General features: G+C 61.3%; 24 protein-coding genes and 1 pseudogene. 13 read left to right on the top strand and 12 right to left on the bottom strand.

From position 1 onward, the window contains the following. Positions 1-105 (top strand): annotated as a pseudogene (locus LCF59_RS15995) (IS5/IS1182 family transposase); the annotation flags it as partial. On the opposite strand, the gene LCF59_RS15990 reads toward LCF59_RS15995, so the two are convergent. Both LCF59_RS15990 and LCF59_RS15985 read right to left on the bottom strand, forming a co-directional pair. Further along, the gene (locus LCF59_RS15990; RefSeq protein WP_292288622.1) at positions 93-860 is read right to left on the bottom strand and encodes a WYL domain-containing protein; all 768 of its coding nucleotides are present in this window, start codon (positions 858-860) and stop codon (positions 93-95) included. The pseudogene LCF59_RS15995 and the gene LCF59_RS15990 overlap by 13 nt on opposite strands. A 155-nt stretch (positions 861-1,015) precedes the next feature. Beyond that, positions 1,016-1,216, bottom strand: coding sequence for a helix-turn-helix domain-containing protein (locus LCF59_RS15985; RefSeq protein WP_292288621.1), 201 nt, complete (start codon positions 1,214-1,216; stop codon positions 1,016-1,018). A 676-nt stretch (positions 1,217-1,892) separates the two neighbouring features. On the opposite strand from LCF59_RS15985, the gene LCF59_RS15980 reads away from it, so the two are divergent. Beyond that, positions 1,893-2,729: a DUF3883 domain-containing protein gene (locus LCF59_RS15980; protein ID WP_292288620.1), complete on the top strand. Its 837-nt coding sequence runs from the start codon at positions 1,893-1,895 to the stop codon at positions 2,727-2,729. A gap of 3 nt (positions 2,730-2,732) precedes the next feature. Here LCF59_RS15980 and LCF59_RS15975 read toward each other — a convergent pair whose 3' ends face one another. Next, positions 2,733-2,882 (bottom strand): hypothetical protein, encoded by a 150-nt coding sequence (locus tag LCF59_RS15975; protein WP_292288619.1) that lies wholly within the window; start codon positions 2,880-2,882, stop codon positions 2,733-2,735. 252 nt (positions 2,883-3,134) lie between these two features. Here LCF59_RS15975 and LCF59_RS15970 point away from each other — a divergent pair, with 252 nt between their 5' ends. Genes LCF59_RS15970 through LCF59_RS15960 form a run of 3 tightly spaced genes read left to right on the top strand, consistent with a single transcriptional unit; the run spans position 3,135 to position 5,419 of the window. Continuing rightward, entirely contained in the window at positions 3,135-3,452 is a 318-nt protein-coding gene (locus LCF59_RS15970) for a helix-turn-helix transcriptional regulator (RefSeq protein WP_292288618.1), read from the top strand. Positions 3,453-3,506: 54 nt separating this feature from the next. Further along, positions 3,507-4,556, top strand: coding sequence for a permease (locus LCF59_RS15965; protein WP_292288617.1), 1,050 nt, complete (start codon positions 3,507-3,509; stop codon positions 4,554-4,556). Beyond that, positions 4,553-5,419 carry a transglutaminase domain-containing protein gene (locus LCF59_RS15960; RefSeq protein WP_292288616.1) on the top strand — a complete coding sequence of 289 codons (867 nt, stop codon included), beginning with the start codon at positions 4,553-4,555 and terminating at the stop codon, positions 5,417-5,419. Before LCF59_RS15965 ends, LCF59_RS15960 begins: the two co-directional genes overlap by 4 nt. A gap of 349 nt (positions 5,420-5,768) precedes the next feature. On the opposite strand, the gene arsB is transcribed toward LCF59_RS15960, so the two are convergent. The 5 genes from arsB to LCF59_RS15935 form a co-directional block, all read right to left on the bottom strand. Next, positions 5,769-6,788 (bottom strand): ACR3 family arsenite efflux transporter, encoded by a 1,020-nt coding sequence (arsB, locus tag LCF59_RS15955; RefSeq protein ID WP_292288615.1) that lies wholly within the window; start codon positions 6,786-6,788, stop codon positions 5,769-5,771. Beyond that, positions 6,785-7,108, bottom strand: coding sequence for a helix-turn-helix transcriptional regulator (locus LCF59_RS15950; RefSeq protein WP_292288614.1), 324 nt, complete (start codon positions 7,106-7,108; stop codon positions 6,785-6,787). The genes arsB and LCF59_RS15950 overlap by 4 nt, the downstream gene beginning before the upstream one ends. Positions 7,109-7,356: 248 nt before the next feature. Next, the gene (locus LCF59_RS15945; RefSeq protein ID WP_292288613.1) at positions 7,357-8,592 is read right to left on the bottom strand and encodes a DUF6522 family protein; all 1,236 of its coding nucleotides are present in this window, start codon (positions 8,590-8,592) and stop codon (positions 7,357-7,359) included. After that, positions 8,585-9,751: a P-loop NTPase gene (locus LCF59_RS15940; protein WP_292288612.1), complete on the bottom strand. Its 1,167-nt coding sequence runs from the start codon at positions 9,749-9,751 to the stop codon at positions 8,585-8,587. Before LCF59_RS15940 ends, LCF59_RS15945 begins: the two co-directional genes overlap by 8 nt. After that, complete coding sequence (locus LCF59_RS15935; RefSeq protein WP_292288611.1) at positions 9,738-10,337, bottom strand: MarR family transcriptional regulator; 600 nt, start codon at positions 10,335-10,337, stop codon at positions 9,738-9,740. The genes LCF59_RS15940 and LCF59_RS15935 overlap by 14 nt, the downstream gene beginning before the upstream one ends. A gap of 84 nt (positions 10,338-10,421) precedes the next feature. Here LCF59_RS15935 and LCF59_RS15930 point away from each other — a divergent pair, with 84 nt between their 5' ends. Then, positions 10,422-11,282 carry a sigma-70 family RNA polymerase sigma factor gene (locus LCF59_RS15930; protein ID WP_292288610.1) on the top strand — a complete coding sequence of 287 codons (861 nt, stop codon included), beginning with the start codon at positions 10,422-10,424 and terminating at the stop codon, positions 11,280-11,282. A 99-nt stretch (positions 11,283-11,381) separates the two neighbouring features. On the opposite strand, the gene LCF59_RS15925 is transcribed toward LCF59_RS15930, so the two are convergent. Next, a complete protein-coding gene (locus LCF59_RS15925; protein ID WP_292288609.1) occupies positions 11,382-11,702 on the bottom strand; it encodes a DUF6476 family protein in 321 nt (106 codons plus the stop codon). Between LCF59_RS15925 and LCF59_RS15920 the strand changes: the two genes are divergently transcribed. The 3 genes from LCF59_RS15920 to LCF59_RS15910 all read left to right on the top strand — a co-directional run bounded on the left by LCF59_RS15920 (position 11,701) and on the right by LCF59_RS15910 (position 14,834). Next, on the top strand, positions 11,701-12,726 hold the full coding sequence (locus LCF59_RS15920) for an RluA family pseudouridine synthase (protein ID WP_292288608.1): 1,026 nt from the start codon (positions 11,701-11,703) through the stop codon (positions 12,724-12,726). The two genes, LCF59_RS15925 and LCF59_RS15920, sit on opposite strands and share 2 nt — an antisense overlap. A 153-nt stretch (positions 12,727-12,879) precedes the next feature. Continuing rightward, complete coding sequence (gene rpoH / locus LCF59_RS15915; protein WP_292288607.1) at positions 12,880-13,776, top strand: RNA polymerase sigma factor RpoH; 897 nt, start codon at positions 12,880-12,882, stop codon at positions 13,774-13,776. Between the two features lie 89 nt (positions 13,777-13,865). Then, positions 13,866-14,834 (top strand): Gfo/Idh/MocA family oxidoreductase, encoded by a 969-nt coding sequence (locus LCF59_RS15910; protein WP_292288606.1) that lies wholly within the window; start codon positions 13,866-13,868, stop codon positions 14,832-14,834. A gap of 33 nt (positions 14,835-14,867) precedes the next feature. Here LCF59_RS15910 and phaZ read toward each other — a convergent pair whose 3' ends face one another. After that, entirely contained in the window at positions 14,868-16,157 is a 1,290-nt protein-coding gene (gene phaZ, locus LCF59_RS15905) for a polyhydroxyalkanoate depolymerase (RefSeq protein ID WP_292288605.1), read from the bottom strand. A 111-nt stretch (positions 16,158-16,268) separates the two neighbouring features. Between phaZ and LCF59_RS15900 the strand changes: the two genes are divergently transcribed. From LCF59_RS15900 to phaR, 4 genes are all read left to right on the top strand, one after another. Beyond that, on the top strand, positions 16,269-18,062 hold the full coding sequence (locus LCF59_RS15900; RefSeq protein ID WP_292288604.1) for a class I poly(R)-hydroxyalkanoic acid synthase: 1,794 nt from the start codon (positions 16,269-16,271) through the stop codon (positions 18,060-18,062). Positions 18,063-18,218: 156 nt separating this feature from the next. Beyond that, complete coding sequence (locus LCF59_RS15895; RefSeq protein ID WP_292288603.1) at positions 18,219-18,668, top strand: phasin family protein; 450 nt, start codon at positions 18,219-18,221, stop codon at positions 18,666-18,668. A 181-nt stretch (positions 18,669-18,849) separates the two neighbouring features. Further along, the gene (locus LCF59_RS15890) at positions 18,850-20,523 is read left to right on the top strand and encodes a DUF4214 domain-containing protein (RefSeq protein WP_292288602.1); all 1,674 of its coding nucleotides are present in this window, start codon (positions 18,850-18,852) and stop codon (positions 20,521-20,523) included. A gap of 83 nt (positions 20,524-20,606) precedes the next feature. Next, positions 20,607-21,179: a polyhydroxyalkanoate synthesis repressor PhaR gene (gene phaR / locus LCF59_RS15885; RefSeq protein WP_292288601.1), complete on the top strand. Its 573-nt coding sequence runs from the start codon at positions 20,607-20,609 to the stop codon at positions 21,177-21,179. On the opposite strand, the gene LCF59_RS15880 is transcribed toward phaR, so the two are convergent. Together LCF59_RS15880 and LCF59_RS15875 are read right to left on the bottom strand one after the other, a co-directional pair. After that, on the bottom strand, positions 21,180-22,484 hold the full coding sequence (locus LCF59_RS15880) for an FAD-binding oxidoreductase (RefSeq protein ID WP_292288600.1): 1,305 nt from the start codon (positions 22,482-22,484) through the stop codon (positions 21,180-21,182). It lies immediately after the preceding gene. Between the two features lie 105 nt (positions 22,485-22,589). Continuing rightward, on the bottom strand, positions 22,590-23,506 hold a 917-nt coding region (locus LCF59_RS15875; RefSeq protein ID WP_292288599.1), incomplete at its 5' end, for a glutamine synthetase family protein.

Here is a 23,506-nt window from a genome sequence, read left to right as displayed (position 1 = left end):
GGCAGGCTGAAAGACTGGCGGCGTGTGGCAACCCGATACGACAGATGCCCAAAGGTCTTCCTGTCGGCCATCGCGCTGGCTGCACTTGTCATCTACTGGCTGTGAAACTCAATGAGTCCAGACCCTACCTTGATCTTGGCCTTGCCGCCGCGCATCCCATAGTCCAGCGCGATTACCTTCTTCTGGTGCTCTGAGAGTTCAGGGTGGGGGCCGATCTCAAGCGTGACATGCTCTTGCCAGTCGGCATCGGCGGCATCCGTGACATCGCTGGCCTCAACTCCGCGAGTCGCGAGGATGCGAGAGAGCAGGAAGTCTTTGAAGACTTCATCCGCCTGGCAGAATGCCCGTGTGTGCCATCGAAAGCCATCGAACCCGATTGCGTGAGGCGCGATCCACCGCCAGCTCGGCTCAGGGCGCGAAAGGGACTGATACTTCACCTCGATGGCCTCGGATCGGCGGATGGCACCGACAACGGATCGCAGGGTGACGGGATTCACGCCACGGGCCGGGGTTGGCGCAGCATCATAGGATGGCAGTTCAGCGATCCAGGTATCGTCGCTGTCCATGATGCCATCGGCCAAAGACCGTAGCTGTGCAAGGTAGCGGCTGGCGTCGGGTTTCAGGAACTGCGCAGCATAGTCGGGACCACGAACATATGTCCGCGCGCTCTTGTCATAGACCATGTTGTCCGGAGCGAACCCAATATAACGGTTCAGGTCGGCGGACGCTTGGTTCACCGACAGCCCGAACTGCTCCATCAAGTCGCTGCGGTTCACTCGCCCCTCCCAAAACAATCGGAACTCGATGAACTCGAGGCGCTGCGCGACTCCCCAACGAAGCTCCGATTTGTCACTATCCACTTCGCACTCCCGGCTCGACGCGTTTGATTAATATGCGCGCCCATTTTATGTGCTGTCTGAACGCTATCGGGGAGTCATGTCCTGTTCAATCGAAATGCTTCGTAAGATTGTCTTTTTCGCGATGTCGCAACCTTGGGAGAGGCGAGGTAGACAGCTCAGCTTTCAGCCGGTGACTCGTCAGGAAAGCTCTGAACCTCGCGTTCAAAGGCCTCGACGTCGGACACTCTGTATACGACCCGGCCGCCGATCTTCAGGTATCGCGGACCTTCCTGGGCCCAACGCCAGCGTTCAAGTGTTCGGTGGCTTATTTTCCATCGGGCCGCTAGTTCGATCTGACTCAGACATACTTCGCTCATTTTCGTCTCCTTTTGCGCAACTCACTTCGGTCGCAAGAGAACGAATGCGTGAGAAGAAAACCTATTCAAGTCGGTATGTTGCGTGCTCGGAGGCTATGTTTGAAACAGGCGGGGCGGGCGTGAATTGGCGCAACCCGTCGAAATCATGTCGTATCCTTCGCGGTAGGGCGATGCCCATCGGCATGGGGTCGGACAGATTTCTCAAGATTTCAGGGGTTTTCGTGGCGTCTAGACTCGATCCGAAACGCCAAAACAGCCGAATTGCGGAGCGAGTCTTTCCCTCCGCCACTATCGCCCTTTCGAACCCGTTCAGGCCGTCCGATTGAGGCGGAATTTTTCCTGTTTTCAAAGGGGTTTGCCGGGTGGGTGCGAACCGCTGAGACGCAGGCGCGGAGCAATTTCCGTCTCTGAGTGGCCTCTCATCTCTGGTCGGGCGAACCGCGCCGATTTCGGTTCGGTCGTTTTTTTCCCTTCTATTCCAATGACCTAACTTGCAACATCGCAAAAACTGCGCGCCCTGTTTCCATCGCTATCGACCGAAACAGAGACCGAACATGCAGGAGGCGTAGCCGATAGATGCGCTGGCAGAACGGCGCGTAGCGTTGGCGGAGCAATCGGCGACGGGCTCAACGAAGCCATTGATGACAAACGCACATCGCGCCTCTAGCCTGGCGGGATGGCGAGTGGCCCCTGGACTGATGAAGAAAACGACCTGATCGTCGCGGATTACTTCGCGATGCTGGCCGACGACATCGCCGGGCGCCGCTACAGCAAAGCCGAGCATCGCCGGGCGCTCCTGCCGCTTCTGAATGACCGGTCTGAGGGATCGGTCGAGTTCAAGCACCAGAACATCAGCGCGGTGCTGAAGGGGCTCGGCGAGGACTGGATCCCCGGCTACAAGCCCGCCTTCAATTTCCAGATGACGCTGGTCGATGCGGTGGCGCGGTGGCTGGCGCTGCACCCGGACTGGCTCGGCCGGTTGCCAGGCATGCGCGCTGCGACCGGCATGCGCGAGGCGGCGCAGATCTGGATCGGCCCTCCGCCCACCTTGTCCAACCAGCCCCCGCCACAAGAGCTGGACCAGATGTTGCACATCGCCAGAAAGTTCGACGTCGCGGGCCGGGACGAGCGCAATCGCGCCCTTGGCCGCGCGGGCGAGGAGCGCGTCCTGGCGCATGAGCACGCCACGCTGAGGGCCGCGGGACGGGATGACCTGGCGCGCAAGGTCCGCTGGGTCTCGGAAGAGGACGGCGATGGCGCGGGCTACGACATCGCCAGCTACGCGCCCGATGGCCGCCCGCGGCTGATCGAGGTGAAAACGACGAATGGGTGGGAGCGCACGCCCTTCCACATCACGCGCAACGAGTTGGCCGTTGCCGACGAAGGGCGTGCGGAGTGGTGCCTGTTCCGGATGTGGAATTTCTCACGCGAGCCGAGGGCGTTCGAGCTGTACCCGCCGCTCGATGGGCATGTCTCGCTGACGCCGACGTCGTTTCAGGCCAGCTTTCGCTGATCGTCAGTCGAACACCCGCGCCGGCTGCTCGTCCAAGGGCAGGGAGGCCACGAAGCACGGGTCATAGGGGCTGATGGCGCACTGCTTGCGGCGCAAGGCGAGTCGCTTGAGGATGTCCGCTGCCAACCATTCGAGGCGCAGCAGGCTGGCCATTGTCCCGACGGTCCGCCGCCGGGAAGCTACACATGGTCATCATCATGGCCGTTGCATGAAAGCGCGTCGCGATCACGTCGGCAGGCTGCAATTCTCGACAAATTTGGCAATCTCAGTTCGCTTGAGACATCCAGTCGGCAAACGGCAATCCATGCCTCATGACGATTTCTGCAACAAGGCCCTCGGCCAGCCGCCGGTGCCTGTTTCCATACGAATCATTTACAAAACTAGGATTGTAGTTATGTAAGGGGCATGAGTACGATCAGCCCCAACGCCCGCGCCCTTGCCGCACTTGGCCATGATGCCCGCCTGTCGATCTTTCGTCTGCTGGTGAAGGCCGGGGACGACGGGCTGCGGGTCAGCGATATTGGCGAGCATCTGGGGCTCGCGCCGTCGACATTGGCGCATCACCTTTCGACGCTGGTCGACGCCGGGCTTGTGCTGCAAGACAAGCAGGGGCGCGAGGTCTTCAACCGTGTCGATTTTCCCGCGATGAATCATTTGGTCGGGTTTCTGACGTCCGAATGCTGCGCCGGTGTTGCGCGCCGCGCCTCGGAGCATGCGGCATGAGACGCGCGCTTATTTTCCTTGACTCAAAACAACTGCAATTCCGGAGATTTAGTGATGACTGACACGACCCTTGCGACCCCGGGCTTTCGGTCCCTGCTGCGCCATCTGTGGCAGGATCAGCGGGTCTGGCTTGCTTCTGCGGTGATCCTTGCGGCGCTGGCGGTGTTCGATACACCCCAAGCCGCGGAGAGTGCGCGTTTCGCGGGCCAAGCGCTCCTGAACACGGCACCGTTCCTGATCCTGTCGATCGCGATCGCCGCCTGGGCAAACGCAACCGGTGCCGACAACCTGATCGCCAAGGCGTTCACCGGCGCGCCAGTCCTGATGATCGCGCTGGGCGCCCTGGCAGGCGGCATCTCGCCCTTCTGCTCCTGCGGGGTGATCCCGCTGATCGCGGCGCTGCTGGCCATGGGCGTGCCGCTGTCGGCGGTGATGGCGTTCTGGCTTGCTTCGCCGATCATGGATCCGTCGATGTTCGTGCTGACGGCAGGTGTTCTGGACCTTGAGTTCGCGGTGGCCAAGACCGCCGCCGCCATCGGGCTGGGCGTCTTTGGCGGCACGGTTGTGCACCTCATGATGAAGGTCGGGGCTTTTGCCGATCCGCTGCGCGACGGGATCGGCAATGGCGGTTGCGGGGGCGCGAAGGTCCGTGCGCCCAAACCTGTGGTCTGGCGGTTCTGGACCGAGCCAGATCGCCGCGCGAAGTTTGGCAAGACCGCGCTGACCACCACGCTCTTCCTCGCCAAATGGCTGACGCTGGCCTTCATCCTCGAAAGCCTGATGCTCGCCTGGATCCCGGCGGAAACCGTGACCAGCGCGCTCGGCGGCGAGGGGCTTCTGCCGATTGTGACCGCGACCTTCGTCGGGGTGCCCGCCTATCTGAACGGCTATGCGGCCTTGCCGCTGGTCGGCGGATTGATCGGGCAGGGCATGGCGCCGGGCGCCGGCATGGCTTTTCTTATTGCCGGTGGCGTCACCTCGATCCCGGCGGCTATGGCGGTCTGGGCGTTGGCACGGCCACAGGTCTTCGCGCTCTATATTGCGCTGTCGCTGACGGGGGCCTTCGCCTCGGGGCTGCTGTTTCAACTCTGGAGTATGACATGAGAACCTTGACCGTGAACATCACGGGGCCGGTGACCGATCCGGTCCTGGCCGCCACCGGCCTTGCCACCCCTTACGAGGCGGTGTCGCGCCTGACCGTGACGGGCGGACGGATCGACGTCGTGGCGACCGAGCCGGACCTGGGGGTGGGCGCGGTGCGGATCCAGCCCGAAGGCGGGCCGCTGGCGCTGCACTATGCCATCGACGATGCGAGCGCCGGGCGGGTTTATCCCGAGGCCGCCTTTCGCCCGCGCGCCACCCGCTACACCACCGCGGCCGAGGCCCTGGTATCGGCGAGCCGCGCCACGGCCGAGGCGGCCGGCGGCGGCCAGGCCGGGATTGCCGCGCTGGTCGCGGAAACCGAGGCGCGCTTTGCCTATGCGCATCCCGACCGGCGCTTCAATGACGACACCGACGCGGTGCCTTACCTGTCCTGCGGCGTGACGCCCGGTTCCTGCGTCGACATCAACACCTATCTGGTCGCCAGCCTGCGCGCCGCCGGGTACGAGGCGGCCTACATATACGGCTCTTTCTTCCCTGAAGAGCGGGGCGGCATGACCCATGAAGGTCACTGCTGGGTCGTAACGCGGCATGAGGGCAAGACGCAGGAGTGGGACATCGCCCATCACCTCAAGGCGGGGCTGGGGGCCACGCGGCCCGGGTTGAACCCGCGCCCGGGCGAACGGGTTGCCCTGACCCATTCGATGGGGCATCGGTATGCGCTGCCCGACGGGGACATCGCGCTGAAACTGCTGGGGATGCCCATGCGCCTGCCGTCGCAGGGCGCACCCGAAAGGCTGGCGCTGGAGCTTCGGCTTTCTCCGGCGGCTGTTGCGCTTGCAGAGCGCGTGCCGGCGACTGTCTGAGCCCTGGCTTTGGACCAACGCAGCGGGTGGGGTCGTCGGTCTTGGCCGCGCAGATCTTGACGGTACCCTCGCAGCATGTCGACGAGATCCGAAACTCCGGCGCCTTGGGGTGGCTGGTGTCCACCCTACCATCAACAACCGGCCGGACGGTTTGACGAACCGGACCTCCGTGCCCAGTGCGGTGAGGATACAGCCGACCACCTCGGCGGACTGCTGGCCGAACGACCGCGCCCCGAATGCGCGGTAGAGGCTCAGAACCCGTGGCAGATGCAGGCTGAACGTCGAAAACAGACGCGTTTCGGTGTCGGTGGCGGCAAAGCGTGTCTTGTCGGTCCGGGGGTGTCGAGTTTCATGCCGGGAACCTCTCGCGTGTCCGGTTCGCGATGGCGACGAGGCTCAGCATAACCGGCACCTCGACCAGGACGCCGACCACGGTGGCCAACGCCGCGCCGGAGTTCAGCCCGAAAAGCCCGATCGCCACCGCGACCGCCAGTTCGAAGAAGTTCGACGTGCCGATCAGCGCGCAGGGTGCCGCAACCTTGTGCGGCACGCCCCAGGCCCACGCCACGCCGTAGCCAAGTGCGAAGATGCCGTAGGACTGGATCAGGATCGGGACCGCGATCAACGCGATCAGTAGCGGCTGGGCAAGAATCACTGGCCCCTGGAAGCCAAAGAGCAGCACCACGGTCATCAGCAGACCCACGACCGAGGCCGGCTTGATCCGCGCGGTGAACGCCGCCACCGCGTCCTCGCCGTCCCGCGCGATCAGCGCCCGACGCGTCAGCATCCCTGCGATCAGGGGAATAACGATGTAGAGGACGACCGAGAGGATCAGCGTCTCCCACGGCACGCTGATGTCGGTGACGCCCAGCAGGAACGCCACGATGGGGGCGAAGGCCACCACCATGATCAGGTCGTTCACCGACACCTGCACCAGCGTGTAGTTGGGGTCGCCCTTGGTGAGCTGCGACCATATGAAGACCATTGCCGTGCAGGGCGCGGCGCCGAGCAGGATCAGCCCCGCGATGTATTCCGGTGCGCGCTCGGGATCGATCAGCCCGGCGAAGACGTGGTTGAAGAACAGCACCGCAAGTGCGGCCATGGTGAAGGGCTTGATCAGCCAGTTCACGGCCAGGGTGATCACAAGACCCTTCGGGCGCTGCCCGACCGCCTTGAGCGAACCGAGATCCACCGCGATCATCATCGGGTAGACCATCGCCCAGATCAGGACGGCGACGACGAGGTTGACCGAGGCATATTCGAGCCCGGCCAGCACGCCGAAAAGCCCCGGCGCGAGGTTGCCGAGCACAAGCCCGGCCAGGATGCACAGGGCGACCCAGAGGGTCAGCCAGCGTTCGAACAGGCTCATGAAATTTCCTCTCGGTCGGGCACGCGGCAACCTGCATCGGGGGGCGGGGTCAGCGCGCCGATGAAGATGCTGAGCGGCTCCAGCGCGGCTGGGTTGAGCGCGTAGCAGGTGCGCGGGCCGGAGATCTCGCCGGTGATGACGCCGGCGGCTTTCAGGATGCGCAGATGCTCGGACACCGTGGATTGCGCCAGGCCGACGGCGTCCACGATATCGCCACCGATGCACCCCGGCGTGGCGAGCAGCAGCCGAAGAATGCGCAACCGCGCGGGATGCGCCAGCGCTTTGGCCAGTTCTGCGATCTTGATGTCCGTCTCCTGCATGCGCGATCCTTCATTTCGCCTATCGTCGTTAAACGATAGCATTGCCGCGCACAATGGTGTCTTGGACCGGTTGTGTTTCCCCCCCCCAGCGCATTTAAGCCCCCGTCGTTAGAAAGCGTCAGAGCTTTTACGGCCCTGTGTCCAGTGGCGTCGCGGCGGATCGTGTCGTTCGCGGCCACCAGGTTGGGAGCCGTCGCTGGAGGGATCCTTTGGCTGTTCGAAGTCGGGCAGAGTGTGCCAGCGGCCGTTTACCGCGTGATTGCCTCGCGCAGGCGGTGCAGTTCTCTTGCGTGCGCATCCGCCTTGTCTTCCCCTTTCAGCGGCCCTCGGGACAGGGCGCGTGCGAGGTCGAAATATCCCTTTCCGGGGAGCTTTTCGCGCCCGCGATTGACGACGCAGGCCGCGATAAAGGGGCGATCGGCGGCAGCGTCTTGTCGCATCGTCGTTTCGAGAGCCCGCGTGACCTTTGCGATCGAACCCGGTGCCCAGAGGCCGAGCGCGCGCGCCAAGGCGCCATATGTGATTGGCACCTCGGTTTCGTCGAGGCTTTCCAAGTGGGCGCGGACGCGGTTGGACAGCTCTTTTTCCTTGTCGGCTGCCGCCTCGACCACGCGCGGAGGCGGTATCTCGCGCGCCGTGCCGTTGGCGTCGATTTCGGCCGCCCAGGCGCGGGTCGAGCTGCGCAGGATGACCCGGGTTTTGCCGCTGTCTTCGCCTTCTCCGGTTTCGGTCACGCCGACAACATCCCCTCGACGCAGGCCGGCGCGCAGCGTGTCGACCGTGATGCCGAGCTTGGGGGCGAGATAGTCGGGGTCCACCATGATCTGTCCGTCTTCCCATCCGATGACGCCTTCGGGGACGAGGCGGTTCATGACTGGCGACGGCCCGTCGTCACGCGTATAGAACGGGTTGTCCCCCGACGCGTGGTCGGTCACGTCGACAATCTTGTCGATTTGGGGCAGGGCTGCACGCAGCATCCGTTCCACACCCTCGCGCAGGGTGGCCGCGGACGCGGCGCAGCCCTGGCAGCCGCCGGACATGCGCAGGTAAACCGTTGCCGCCTCGACCCGGTCGACCGAGATATGCCCGCCATGCGCGGCGACCGCCGGATTGACCTGGCGGTCCAGCAATTCCTCGACAGCGCCGCGCAGGGTTTCGTCGGGGTTGGCCCCGGTCGATCGGTCCTGACCAAGCGGGGCGTCGGTTTCGTCGAGCACGTGCCGGATTGCTTCGGCGATGCGGGGCTTGAGCGCCGTCCACTCCGCGTCCGTGTGTTTTTTCACCCAGATCGTGGCGCTGCTCACCTCGACCCGCAGGACACCCTGCACAGCGAAAACCGCACGCGCCAGCGGGGCGTCGCCAGCCGTCTCGAAGCGGACGGATGCGCCACCCTGGACCGGCGCGTCGAGGACAAATCCCATGACATCGGGATCATGCGCCGAGGGTTGGGCGCGGATGCGGCGACGGGTGGCTGTGTCAGACATCCTCAAGCTCCGTGCCGGCCATCGCGCGCAACGCCTTAAAGGTGTAGATGCCGGTGTCATGGCCATCGCTGAAAGCCATGCCAAGCGCGTAGTTGCCGACGCTCCAGACGCGCGTCAGGCTGATGTCCAGCGGCACATTTTCGGGCAACAGCAACCGCTTGCCGCTCATCTCGTCTCGGCATTGTGCGCATTGGCAGCTCAGACGCAGATCACGGTCGGTCAGGCGCTGCTCCGTGCCGTCAGCCCACCTCAGGAGAAGCGCGCCGTCCGTGTGCTCCAGGGCAGCAAGGCGGTCAGCCGGGCCGTCGGATCCGGTTGGCGCGGCGGTTGGCTTGCCTGTGCCTTCGGTGAGGGTCCAGGCGAAAGGCGTGGCGATCCCGTCGTTTCTGTCCGACGCTCCGGCAAGCGTCGAGGCTATCTCGCGATAGGCCCCTGCGGCCGGGCTTTCCGGCGCGGCGCGCAGCAGAGGCCGACCATCGTCACCGCAATCGACAACCATCGGGTCGAGCGGCACTTTGCCGAGGAAATCCACGCCAAGCTCTTGCGCGATGGCTTCGCCGCCGCCCTGGTGGAAGATATGCGTCACCGTTCCGCACTCCGGGCAGGTGAAACCGCTCATGTTCTCGATCACGCCGAGGAGCGGAACACTGACCTGCTCCATCATGCGCATACCTCTGCGCGCGATCTTGAGGCTCACGTCCTGCGGCGTGCTGACGACCACCGCGCCGGACAGCGGAAAGGCCTGCGCCAACGTCAGCTGGATATCTCCCGTGCCCGGCGGCAGATCGAGCAAAAGCACGTCCAGCGCCCCCCAGTCCACCTGGCGGACGAACATCTGCAAGTACTTCGTCACCATCGGCCCACGCAGGATCGCCGGGGCATCGTCGTCGGACAACATCGCCATGGACATGACCTTTACACCGTGCGCCTCGGCCGGGATCACCTTCTGGTCAGGGGACATGGCGGGCTTTTCGGACGCGATCCCCAGTATGCCGGGGATCGACGGGCCGTAGATGTCGGCATCCACCACGCCCACACGCAACCCCGCGTCGGCCATCGCAACGGCGATATTGGCGGTTACCGTGGACTTGCCCACGCCACCCTTGCCGCTGCTGATGGCGATCATCCGGGGGGCTGCAGAGGTCTCAGTCTGCGTCATGTCGGTCTCCTTGGCTCTGTGGCTCGGGTGTCGGTGTATAGCTTGCGCAGAGCTTCGGTATGTCAACTGCTGCGAGTTCTTCGGCCATGCAGGCACAATAGGCGGTATCGTCAGAGGCCGCGAAATGACTGCAATCCTGGCATGTCCCGAACGCGGGGGCGTCCCGCTGTATCGCCAGGGTCGAGGCAAGGCGGGACAGCGTCGTCAGGAACCGGTTGCGTTCGGTCGCCCCAAGGCGGTCGATCACGTCAATCAGGTCCCGCAGCGGGTCCTGCGCGAGTATTGTTCGGCCGTGATTCGTCAGGTCAAAAGATACGCTGCGCCGGTCGCGGTCCGAGCGGGTGCCCGTCACAAGCCCCTTGCGTTCCAGCGACTTGATGATCTGTGACGCGGTGCCCCGCGTCGTTGCCTGGAAACTGGCGAATCCGGACGGGGTGCGTGTGCTGCCGTTGGCGCGGGCGAAAAACCGCAGGCAGGTCCATTGCGCGGCTGTCAGTGCGGATCCTGCATCTTCGGTGCGCGCCGTGCGTCCGACATGCACAAGCAGTTCCGCGATCCGGTCCGGTGTTTGCGGTGTATCGGTCATGGCAAATTGATAGTGAATCGAAACTACTTTGACAATCACCGATTGGGAAGATTAATATCGATTCAAAACTAAATTGGCTTTATCATGAACAAACCTGTCACGAACCTCATCAACGGGGCCCGAAGTGTCCCGACCCCGGGAATGCTGTCCGCGGAAGACGAACGGGCGTTGGTCTGCGCGTGGCAAGACCAAGGCGACCGGCGCGCACGTGATAAGCTGATCAGTGCCTTTGCGCCCCTGGCGGCTTCGGTCGCGCGTCGCTTCAAGCGCGGCGCCGGTGAGGCTGACCAGGATCTGCAGCAACAGGCCCAGATCGGTCTCATGAAGGCGGCCGATCGCTTTGACCCGGACCGCGGCTTTCGTTTCTCGACATACGCCGTGTGGTGGGCGCGTGCCGAGGTGCAAGACTATGCGCGCGCGAATACATCCATCGTCCGGCGCCCGAATTCCGCACAAACGCGCGCGGCCACCGCGCAAATCGCGGCGCTCGATGCCGAGATGACGGCCGATCCGGCAATGGATCGGGCGATTGCGGACAAGAAACTTGCTGACACCTTGGGTGTGGATCCGCAGCGCGCGGCGTCCCTGCGTGAACAGGTCACGGGCAGCGACAGCTCGTTGAATGCACCGGCCCGGGACGAGGAGGGCGCCGATCGCATGGCGCTGCTTGCCGATCCGGCAAGCCTCGACGAATCCCTGCCGCTGAAAAACCTTGAAACCGACGGGCTGCGACAAGCCCTTGCAAAAGCGCTGACCACCTTGCCCGATCGCGAACGTGATATCATCATCGCGACACAAGTGAACGATCCGCCGGCAACCCTGGAAACGCTGGGCGCACAGTTCGGCATTTCGAAAGAACGGATTCGGCAATTGCGCGAACGCGGCTTCGCGCGGCTCAGAACGGCGATGGCCCAACGCGGATTCGGCGCCGATTATTTCGCCTGATCCGTCGCCAGTATCGGGCAAGCCCGAGATCGTTCCGGGGAGCCGTCCTGCGACAGGATCGCAGGTACCATGCTGGCATGGATCCGCCCGTTAGAAGGCTTACTCTGTGGGTGCGGCGGGCAGGTCTATCTGGATGGTCTGAACAAGTTGGCCCGAAGCGCGGTCGAAGATCAGGATCTCGTCGCTTTCGGTGACAACGGCGTACCACGTCCGCGCTTGGGTGAAAGATGTGGCGCTGCCGCCGTCGGGCAGGATGATCGTGTCGGGCAAAGGTGCCGCAGACTGATTGAAGCGGATGACAATCAGCGACGTGATGAGTATGACGCCTGCGATCATTGTCACGGTCAGCACCGTCACCAGCCGTCGCAGGAAGCGCAGGTTGGCTGGTTCGGGGGGCTGATCCTCGGGGGCGTTATCCATGTCTGACCTCATTTTCCGCGTCACGATTGGCGCATCACCGCCCAGCCGCCTTGATAAGGCCTTGGCGCGCGACGTGCCAGAGGAAGCGGCGCTGTCGCGCACCCGATTGGCGCGGCTGATCGACGAAGGCGCGGTGCGGCGGGGTGGCGCGGTGGTGACCAACCCCAAAGCGGATGTCGCCGAGGGCGATGTTATCGAAGTGGCGGTGCCCGAAGTCGTGGAAAGCCACATCATGGCGGAAAATCTGCCGCTGGATGTGCGGTTCGAGGATGACGACCTGATCGTGGTGATGAAACCTGCGGGGATGGTGGTGCATCCCGCGCCGGGAACGCCGTCGGGCACTTTGGTAAATGCGTTGCTTTACCATTTCGACGGGCATTTGTCCGGGGTGGGCGGTGTCGGTCGCCCGGGGATCGTGCACCGCATTGACAAGGACACCAGCGGATTGCTCGTGGTCGCGAAATCGGACCGTGCGCATCACGGGCTAGCCGACCAGTTCGCGGCCCATAGCGTTGAGCGGGTGTATCAGGCGCTGGTGCACGGGCATCCCGATCCCGGTGATCCTCGGTTGCGGGGCGTTCGGGGGGTGTCCATCGAGCCGGGCGCTGTCATCAAGATCACCAGTGATCTGGCGCGGCACAAGTCCGACCGACAGAAGCAGGCGGTGTTCTTTGGTCACGGCAAACACGCGGTGACGCGCGCGCGGGTGATCGAGACGTTCGGCGCGCCGCCGCAGGTGTCTTTGGTGGAATGTCGACTGGAGACAGGGCGCACGCATCAGATCCGGGTCCATATGGCCCATGCGGGGCACGGTCTGGTCGGCGACCCGGTGTATGGCGGTCAGCGCAAAGTGGCCAAAGGGGCATTGCCGGACAGGGCGCGGGCGGGGTTGGGCGCGTTTGACCGGCAGGCCCTGCACGCGGCTGTTTTGGGGTTCAGCCACCCTGTCAGCAGTGAAACCGTTCGCCTTGTGGCGGCGTTACCCCAGGACATGACGGATATGATCGCGCAACTGCGTGGCTGAAACAATCGTCTCATGTGCGTGAATGCACTGACATGCGGTTTGTCACCCGGCGTTTGTGCGTTAAACTGTTGTAAGACAGCGTAGAACGCTTGAAATTCATGGCTGGCTTCCCACATGGGATGTTAAGCTCGTAAACATTGGAGGGACAAGGGTATGTCGAATTATGCGAACCTCCCGGCCCCATCACCGGAAGCCGGACTGAGTCGCTATCTTCAGGAGATCAGGAAGTTTCCGCTCCTGGAGCCGGAAGAGGAATACATGCTTGCCAAGCGCTGGGTCGAGCAGGAAGACGCCGAAGCCGCACATCAGATGGTCACGAGCCACCTGCGCCTCGCGGCGAAAATCGCCATGGGGTATCGCGGCTATGGCTTGCCACAGGCCGAGGTGATCTCGGAAGCGAATGTCGGTTTGATGCAGGCGGTCAAGCGGTTCGACCCCGAAAAGGGGTTTCGTCTGGCCACTTATGCAATGTGGTGGATCCGGGCCTCGATCCAGGAATACATCCTGCGGTCATGGTCGCTGGTGAAGCTCGGCACGACAAGCGCGCAGAAGAAGCTGTTTTTCAACCTGCGCAAGGCCAAGTCGCGGATCGGCGCGCTGGAAGAAGGAGATCTGCGGCCCGAGCATGTGGCCAAGATCGCCACCGACCTTGGCGTGAACGAGGATGAAGTGATCTCGATGAACCGGCGCATGGCCGGTAGCGATGCCTCGTTGAATGCCACGGTCGGGTCCGAGGGCGAAGGGACCATGCAATGGCAGGACTGGCTTGAGGACGAAAGTGCCGACCAGGCCACGGATTACGAGGAAAAGGATGAACTGGATGCGCGGCGCGCAATGCTGGGCGAAGCGATGGACGTGTTGAACGACCGTGAAAAGGACATCCTGACCCAGCGCCGTTTGGCCGACAAACCGGTGACCCTGGAAGACCTGTCCGCGCAGTATGATGTCAGTCGCGAACGGATTCGCCAGATCGAAGTGCGGGCCTTTGAAAAGCTGCAAAAACGCATGCGGGATTTGGCGAAAGACCAGGGTTTGCTCTCTGCCACCTGAACCGAGGATATGATGTATTGCGAAACGCCGGGCCTGTGCCCGGCGTATTTTTTGTGATAGCGCACCGTCAATCTACGAAAGGAAAATGCATGTCGGACCTACGCTGGGGTATCTTGGGAGCGGCGAATTTTGCGCAGGAGCAGATGGCTCCGGCGATTCATGCGGCGCGTGGTTCGAAACTGGCGATGCTAGGCACCTCGGATCCGGCCAAGGCGACACCGTTTCGGGCCATCGACGGGGATCTGCGCGTAGTCGACAGCTATGACGCTGTTCTGGCCGATCCAGGGATCGACGCGGTCTATATCCCGCTGCCCAACACGCTGCATGTCGAATGGACGCGCAAGGCGCTGGAGGCAGGCAAGCATGTGCTGTGCGAAAAGCCGATCGCCATGCAGGCCGACGAGATCGACGACCTGATCGCGTTGCGTGACAAGACCGGGCTTTTGGCGGCAGAAGCCTATATGATCGTACATCATCCGCAATGGGGGCAGGTGCGCGACTGGGTTCAATCCGGGGCGATTGGCGATCTGCGGCGGATCAATGCGACCTTTGCCTACGACAATTCGGGGGATCCCGGGAACATACGCAATGCCACCCAGACCGGCGGCGGAAGCCTGCCGGATATCGGTGTTTACACGCTGGGATGCGCACGCTTTGCGACCGGGCAGGAGCCGTTGGAGGTGCTGTGCGCGGATATCCGGCGCGAGAGCGGGGTCGAGGTGCGCACCGAGGCAACGGTTCAGTTCGACGGGTTCACGCTGACCTCGTTCACGTCGATGCGGATGTTGCGGTATCAGTCGGTGACCTTCCATGGCACCACGGGCGCCATAGAGGTGTCGGTGCCGTTCAACGCCTTGAGCCAAGGCGATGCCGAGCTTCGGTTGATCCGGCCGTCTCTTCCGACAGAGGTTTTGCACTATCCGGGGGTGAACCAATACGTCGAACAGGTCGAGGCATTCGGCGCCGCCGTGCGCGGCGAGGCGTCGTATCCTTGCCCGTTGGAGTTCAGTCAGGGAACGCAGGCCCTGATCGACATGATCTGGGCCAAGGAGGGCTAGGGGCTGATCCTAGGATCAGCCCCCAGGCCTGTTTCATGCGGCGTTGGTGTTGGCCGCCTTGGTCTTTTTCGCCGTTTTCGGCTTGGCGCCGTTCTTGGCGTTACCATCGATGAAATCAAGCACCAGCGGACGGATGTTGTTGCGCCAGCTTTTTCCGGCAAAAATCCCGTAGTGACCTGCGCCTGGTTCGACATGGCTTGCCTTCAGGGCATCAGGAAGACCGGTGCACAGATCAAGCGCCGCTAGGCATTGACCAGGGGCCGAAATATCGTCGTTTTCGCCCTCGACCGTTTTTACGGCGACATTTGTGATCGCGCCGAAATCGACCTTGTGACCATCGACGACGAATTCATTCTTCGCGATTTCACGTTTCTTGAAGATGCGGTCCACGGTTGACAGGTAAAACTCCGCAGGCATGTCCATGACCGCGAGGTATTCATCGTAAAAGCGATTGTGCTTGTCGTGATCCGATGCCTCGCCGCGCATCACCTGCTGGATCTGGTTTGAGAAGGCGTCGGCATGGCGTTCCGCGTTCATCGAGATGAAGGATGCGAGCTGCAGCAGGCCGGGATAGACAAGGCGTCCGACACCCTTGTGTTTGAAGCCCACGCGTTGGATCATCGTTTCCTCGAGCTGTCCCATCGTCACGCGGCGGCCGAAATCGGTGACTTCCGTCGGCGTTGCGTCCGGGTCGACGGGGCCACCGATCAGGGTGAGCGTCGCCGGCTGGGCGTCGGGATCCTGTTCGGCAAGGTAGGCGGTCGCAGCAAGCGTGAGTGGGACCGGCTGGCAGACGGAGACCACGTTGATGTCCGGTCCCAGCGTGCGCATGAAGTCCATCAGGTAGAGCGTATAATCTTCGACATCGAACTTGCCGCAGCTGACGGGAATATCGCGGGCGTTGTGCCAGTCCGTCACGTAGACTTCGCAATTGACCAGTAACGATTTCACGGTCGAGCGAAGGAGGGTTGCATAATGGCCGGACATCGGGGCCACGAGCAGGACCTTGCGGGGCTGTTCCTCGCGGCCTGCGACATTGAAGTGAAGCAGATCACCAAAGGGACGTTCGACGATCGTCTCGATCTCGACAAGGTGATCCTTGCCATCCTCGCAGGTGAATGTCCGAATCCCCCAGTCGGGTTTGACCACCATTCGTTCAAATGTGCGTTCGGTCACTTCGCCCCATGCGGCCATCCACTGGATCGCCGGATTGGGCATCGTGGACCAGACGGGATACGAGGCCATGGTGCGGGCGGTTGCACCAAGCCATTGATTCGTATTACGAAATGTATCCATGATATCGTATGTGATCATGTGGCGCATAGAGGCGTCTCCTTCCGAGCCGGATCAAGAACCGGGCTATTTCGTCGCTTTGCCTCCCACCGCAGGCGACTGTATTCTGCATGGCAGCATATCTAGGGGGGATTATTGGCCATGACAACTGATGACGTTGCCGCGCCGAAAATGAGCGCGGAACTTGAGGCCAATTTGCAAAAGATTGAAACGCTGACAAGTCGGCTGATGTCGGCATTGTCGCAAAAGAAAAAGAGCAACCCATCGCTGCATGGTCCGGACCACATGTTGTTCGGGCAAGCGATGCAAGCCTATTGGCAAGAGTGGATGCACAATCCGGCCAAGCTCATGGAGCACCAGATAGAATACTGGGGCAAATCGGTGACGCATTACATGGAGGCGCAACAGGCGCTGGCCAAGGGCAAGCTGCAACCGCCCGACGATCCCGGTCGTCAGGATCGCCGGTTCCGCAACCCGCTTTGGAACGAGCATCCGTATTTCAACTTCGTAAAGCAGCAATATCTGATCAACGCCGATGCCATTGCCAGTGCGGTTGAGGATATCGATGACATGGACGCGACCGAAAAGCGGCGTCTGCGGTATTTCGCACAGCAGATCGTCGATATGTTCGCGCCCACCAATTTTCTCGCCACCAATCCCGATGCGCTGCAAAAAGCGCTTGAGACCGACGGCGAAAGCCTCGTGAAAGGGCTTGAGAACCTCGTCGCCGATCTCGAAGCGAACAACGGCGAATTGGTGGTTCGTTTGGCCGACGAAGGCGCGTTCGAGATCGGAAACAATATCGCGTCGGCCGAGGGCGAGGTTGTCTTTCGCAACCACATGATGGAGGTGATCCAGTACACGGCAACCACCGAGAAAGTGCGCGAAACGCCAATCGTCCTGTTCCCGCCCTGGATCAACAAGTTCTACATCCTCGACCTGAAGCCGGAAAATTCCTTTATCCGCTGGGTGGTGGATCAGGGGTACACCTTGTTTGTCGTGAGCTGGATCAATCCGGATGAAAGCTACAAGGACGTGGGGCTAGAGACCTATATCGAAGATGGCTATTTGCGCGCGATTACCGAAGTGAAAGCGATCTGCGATGTCGAGAAGGTCAACGCGATCGGTTATTGCATTGCCGGCACGACCCTGGGCCTCACCCTGTCCTTGATGAAAAAGCGGGGCGACAAGTCGGTCAAATCTGCGACGTTCTTTACGACGCTTACGGATTTCTCCGACCAGGGAGAGTTCACCCCGTTCCTGCAAGACGATTTCATTGACGGTATTGAAGCCGAAATTGACGAGACCGGAATTCTGAAGTCCTTCATCATGGCCCGGACCTTCAGCTTTCTTCGATCGAACGATCTGGTCTATGGGCCGGCCATCAAGAGCTACATGATGGGCGAAACACCGCCCGCCTTCGACCTGTTGTATTGGAACGGGGATGGGGCGAATTTGCCCGGAAAGATGGCCGTGCAATATCTGCGCGGCCTCTGCCAGGACAACCAGTTTGCGCAAGGCACGTTCGAGTTGATGGGCGAGACGCTGAACCTGCGGGACGTTGACGTGCCGCTCTGCTCGGTCGCCTGCGAGACGGATCATATCGCGGCTTGGAAAGACTGCTATCGCGGTGTGCAAGCAATGGGTGGAAAATCGCGGCACTTCATTTTGTCGGAATCGGGTCATATCGCCGGAATCGTCAATCCGCCGAGCAAGAAGAAATACGGACATTACACGCATGATGACCTGTCGCTGTCACCGGATGAATGGCGGTCGCAGGCCGACTATACCGAAGGGTCCTGGTGGCCGGTCTGGGAGAGATGGATCGCCAAGCGCTCCGGCAAATGGATCCAGGCGCGGAGCGTTGGCGATACATCGCATCCGCCACTGGCACCGGCACCGGGCACCTATGTTCAGGTCAAGGCGACCGCCTGATCCGGATGCTCGCGCCCACCTCATCCCCTGACCCCGACCAAAGAATTTTGCTGCAGTGCAGAAAAAGGGTTGAAATGCTGCAGTGCGGCATGTATATATTCATCATCTGCACAAGACAGCGGGGTGGGCCCGCCAAGCAGGAAAGGATTTGAGACAATGGCTAAGACACCAGACATGACAGCGACCATGAAAGAAATGATGGGTTCGTTCCCGGTGGACACGAAGTCCATGGAGGACGCGTTTCAAACAACAGCGACTTTGAACGAAAAGCTGTCCAACGTTGCGATTGAAGCGGCTGAAAAGTCGTCCGAAATCTCCGCGAAGTGGACAAAGGACACGCTTGCCAAGCTGGGCGACATGTCCAAAGCAAAGACAGAGCCGGCTGACTATGCAAAAGCGATGACCGATTTCGCCTCCGCTCAGGCTGAAGTTGCGTCCGAGAATATGGCCGCCTTCGCCGAGATCGCGAAAAAGGTCCAGATGGACACCGTCGAACTGATGATGGCCGCAGGCAAGGACATGTCCGAAGACGCGACCGCCGCTGTCAAGAAAGCGACGAACGACGCGACAACAGCTGCCAAGAAGGCAACCGCTGCTGCGAAGTAAGCTACACATGAATTAGCGTTCTCTCCTCCCAAATTGGAACGCTATGTTCTGGCCGGGTCCGCAAGGATCCGGCCTTTTTCTGTTATACAGGCGAAGCATCATTTGACTCTACCGATCTTTTTCCTGTCATATGTTGGGTGATGGCGCGTAAATTTTTTGCGTCAATCAAGGAATTTGAATTATGGCAATTGCTGCTGCAGTTGGTCTATACGCTGCTGGTTTGGGAATTTATTCATTTTTCTCGGGCGCGCAATCGGATGTGGAACGGCGGTTCGAGATGAACCAGATCAAGGATGATCTGGCGAGCCTCAAGGATCTGTCGACGGCCGTCGTAAATTCGAACATTGCGCAATCGCTTGGCGGTTCGGATGCCGCACTTGAGTTTCTAACGCAATATGCAGCGGCGGATGATACGGCAGACCGGGATGCGTTCGCGCGTGAGGCGATCAATGTATCTACGCTGGCGCTCAATGAGATCGAGGCACAGGTTCGCAATTCAAAGGATACTGCGTCGTTTGAGACGTTGGCCTACTCGTTTGCGGCTTTGCACTATGCTGCCATCGCGCGACAGATTGTCGGCAACACTGTCGAGGATGGACCGCTTGGGGCCGCCGGTCTGCATCTTTCGGTCAAGGAGGCGATGCAACTCCTGCTGGATAATGTCGGACAGGACGACATATATCACGAATTCGGCCGCGCCATTTCCGAACGGATTACCACCACGGGTCTGGAGACGAATTTCATTCAGACCACGATCGATTTCACCGTTCGCAGTTCCCTGACCGGACACAGTGAGAGTGTCTCTCTGACGCGTGAGTCCGGGTTCAATCCTGGCCCGCTCGGTATTCCGTTGCCCTTCGTTGAATCAGACGCCTCGTTTGAGGCTCGGGCCAACGCGGCCGCGAACGCTGCGTCCAATCGCATCTACAACCGCGATGTCGAGGCGCTGGAGATTTCGAGTTTCCTCAACATCGCCGGGGACGCGAACCAGTGGCTTGCCTTGGATACCATCAATGTCGCCGACCTGTACGAATACATCGGGACCAGTGCCGGAGAGCAGATAGATGGCACCAGCCGCGCGGACTATATTTCCGGTCGCCAAGGTGATGACATTCTCTTTGGTGAAGTCGGACCCGATGCCATCAATGGCGGGGCCGGCAACGACGTCTTGCGCGGGGGGAGCATCCAGGATGTTCTGACCGGCGGTCCCGGATACGACTTTATTTTCGGCAACGAGACGTATTTCGACGCTGTAGATGGTGACACCGCCCGCTTTGTCGGGCTTTCCAGCGAATACGAGATCGTCGGTGGCCAGACATACGCGATCGTGACGAATGCCGAAGGTGAACGGGACAAGCTGTTCAACATCGAGTTTCTGCGGTTCGACGATACGGTGATCACGCTGGGGGAAGGATCGGCCTTGGATGGCGCAGGCGATCCCGAAGGCTTCATCGTCGCGGAACGCGTCGCACTGCTTTACGAAGCGGCGCTGAACCGGGACGGCAATATCGATCTTCCGGGACTGAATTTTTATATTGATGTGACCGAAGCGAACAAACTCACGGATGAGTTTCTGGCACGAGACCTGATGACGAGTCCCGAATTCACTGCCAACTTCGGGGATGCGCGAACCTTGTCGAACGAGGAGTTCCTTCAGCAGGTGTACCAGAATGTCCTCGACCGGGATCCGGACCTCGACGGTTTTCTGTTCTATCTGAACCTTCTGAATGACGAGAGGATCACGAAAGAACTGGCATTGGCGGATATTGCCATTTCACCCGAGAACACCGAGGCCTCCGGTGAAATCCTGATGAGCCTTTTCGAAGGCTCGGATGATGGCTGGAGCTTTGTCTAACCAGAGATTGCTAAATGCTTTCTTTTTGTGCTGCATGTGCTTAGGCTGCAACGCAGCGAAGACATTCCGGGAAGGGGCTCACTTTGGCCGAAGACCAAAAACCGCTGCTGATCAAGCGCTACGCAAGCCGTCGTCTCTACAACACTGAAACCTCCGATTACGTGACCCTCGAGGATATCGCCGGTTTCATTCGCGGCGGGCGCGAGGTGAAGATCGTCGATCTGAAATCCGGTGATGACCTGACGCGGCAGTATCTCCTTCAGATCATCGCCGAACACGAAAGCCGCGGCGAAAGCGTTTTGCCGACCAATATCCTGAACGACCTGGTGCGCAGCTATACCACGCAGGCGACCAGCGCGGTGCCGCAGTTTCTGGCCGCCAGTTTCGAGATGTTTCGCGACAGCCAGTCCAAATGGGTCGAGAACATGAACAAGGCCAACCCGATGTCGGGTGTCCCCGGCTTCGATGCCATCCAAGCCCAGCAGGAAGCCTTCATCAAGGCAATGACCGGCAATGCAGCCTCCACGTGGTCCGGGCCGTCACCGGACCAATCAGGCGAACCCGGCACCGAAAAGGAAGCCGAGAGCGAAGACCTGGATGCCATCAAGAGCCAACTGGCCGAACTTCAGAAGAAACTGTCGAAACTCGACAAGTAGTCACAGACCAAGCCGGTCGCGCATCGCGTACCACGACATCGCCAGCGACAGGATCGGCGTGCGAAAAAACCCGCCACCTGGGAAGATGCCATGCGGGATGGCATTAAACGCCGCAAAGCCCTCTGACGGACCGCGTGTCGCTTCTGCCAATAGTTTGCCCGCCTGGATCGCATTGCCGACGCCATGCCCTGAATAGCCCGAGGCGGACAGGATATTGGGTCGCACGCGCGCAAGGTAGGGCATCCGTTTCATCGTGATGGCCAGTGTCCCGCCCCAGGCGTAGTCGATTTTCACATCGTTCAAATGCGGGAACACGGTAGTCATCGGTTTGCGCACCAGCGCGGCGATATCGGACGGGAAGCGGTAGCCATAGGTCTCGCCGCCACCAAAAAGCAGCCGCGTGTCATGGCTGAGCCGGAAGTAATTCACCACGAAACGCGAATCCGCTACCGCGACATCGCGTGTCAGAACGCGTTCGGCCGCGTCACCAAGCGGTTCGGTGGCCACGATGTAGTTATTGATCGGCATGACCCGCGCCGTCACCTTGCGCTCCAGCCCGCCAAGATACCCATTGGCGGCAAGGATCACCTGGTCCGCACTCACCTGTCCCGCATCCGTACGCACCGTTACCTTTCTGCCGGGCTCGATCCTTTGAACATGGCTGCGCTCGTGAAGGCGCACGCCGGACCTGGACGCCGCCTCTGCCAGCCCAAAGGCAAGGCGCAGCGGGTGCAGATGCGCCGCCCCGCTATCCAGGATGCCGCCTCGATAGTCCGGCGACGGGCACACCGCGCGAAACGCCGCCTGGTCAAGCACGTCGATCTTGTCATAGCCGTAGCGCACTGACAGGTGGTCGGCATAGCCATGCAGATCCGCCACGTCCGAGGCCTGCGAGGCGGCGGTGGCCACGCCGTCCCGCAGGTAACAATCGATCCCATGCCGAGCTGTCAGGTCCCGCACCAACGCCTTGGCATCCTCGGCCAGGTCCCACAGGCGCCGCGCGGCATCCTGCCCCAACATTGTCTCCAGTGCGATCTGGTCTTGCCGCTGACCCGACCCAAGCTGCCCGCCATTGCGCCCCGAGGCGCCGAAGCCGACGCGTTGCGCGTCAAGCAACACGACATCCGCCCCCATCTCGGCCAGGTGCAACGCCGCGGACAGACCGGTATAGCCCGCGCCAACGACACAGACATCCGCTCGCACCTGTCCTGCCACAGGCGGAAACGGATCAAGCGCTGTCGCTGTCGCCGCGTACCAGCTCCGGGGATACTCCCCGCGTTTGTCATTGCTGAACAGCAGGTTCAAAGCTCAGTCCTGTTCTTCTTCTTGCTTCAAATATCCCCGGGGGGTGTGGGGGGACAGCGTCCCCCCACCTGGTCGGACCGGCAGCGCCGGTCCGACACCCGAAGATCAGACGTTCAGCAACAAATGCTCCCGCTCCCATGGGCTGATGACCTGCAGGAATTCCTCGTATTCCGCGTATTTCACGATCGAGTAAACGCGGCAGAACTCTTCACCAAGAATCTGGCGCAGCTCGTCCGCCCCGTCAAACAGTTGCAGCGCCTGCCCGAGCACCTGGGGTATATCGGGGGTGCTCTCATATGCGTCTTTCTTGAGCGGCTTGGACGGCCATGTTTCCTGCATCAAACCAAGATAGCCGCAGGCAAGCGATGCGGCGATGCCAAGATACGGGTTGCAGTCCATCCCCGCGAGCCGGTTCTCGACCCGGCGGCTGTCGGGACCCGACAGCGGGATGCGGATGCCAGTGGTGCGATTGTCCCGGCCCCAGGCCAGGTTGATCGGCGCGGCATGGTCCTTGACATAGCGGCGATAGCTGTTGACGTAAGGGGCAAGGATCGCAATCGCCGAGGGCGTGAATGTTTGCAACCCTCCGATGAAGTGAAAGAAGGCGTCGGTTTCGCCCCCTTGGGGTCCGCTGAAGATGTTGCGTCCGGTTTCCATGTCCATGATCGAATGATGGATATGCATGGCGCTGCCAGGCTCTTGCTCGATCGGTTTGGCCATGAAGGTCGCAAAGGCATCGTGGCGCAGAGCCGCCTCGCGGATCAGGCGTTTGAAATAGAACACCTCGTCGGCGAGCTTCACCGGATCACCGTGGCGCAGGTTGATCTCGAGCTGTCCCGCGCCGCCTTCTTGGGTGATGCCGTCGATCTCGAACCCCTGCGCTTCGGCGAAATCGTAGATGTCGTCGATCACCGGTCCAAATTCGTCCACCGCCGTCATGGAATAGGCCTGACGCGCGGCCGCCGGTCGGCCCGACCGGCCCATCATCGGCTTGATACTTTTGGCCGGGTCAAGATTGCGTG

The organism is Marivita sp. (genome assembly GCF_020055675.1).
In the GTDB taxonomy this organism is placed as follows: Bacteria; Pseudomonadota; Alphaproteobacteria; order Rhodobacterales; family Rhodobacteraceae; genus Marivita.
The sequence above is the reverse complement of the archived record's forward strand: the minus strand, read 5'-3'. Positions and strand labels throughout refer to the sequence as shown.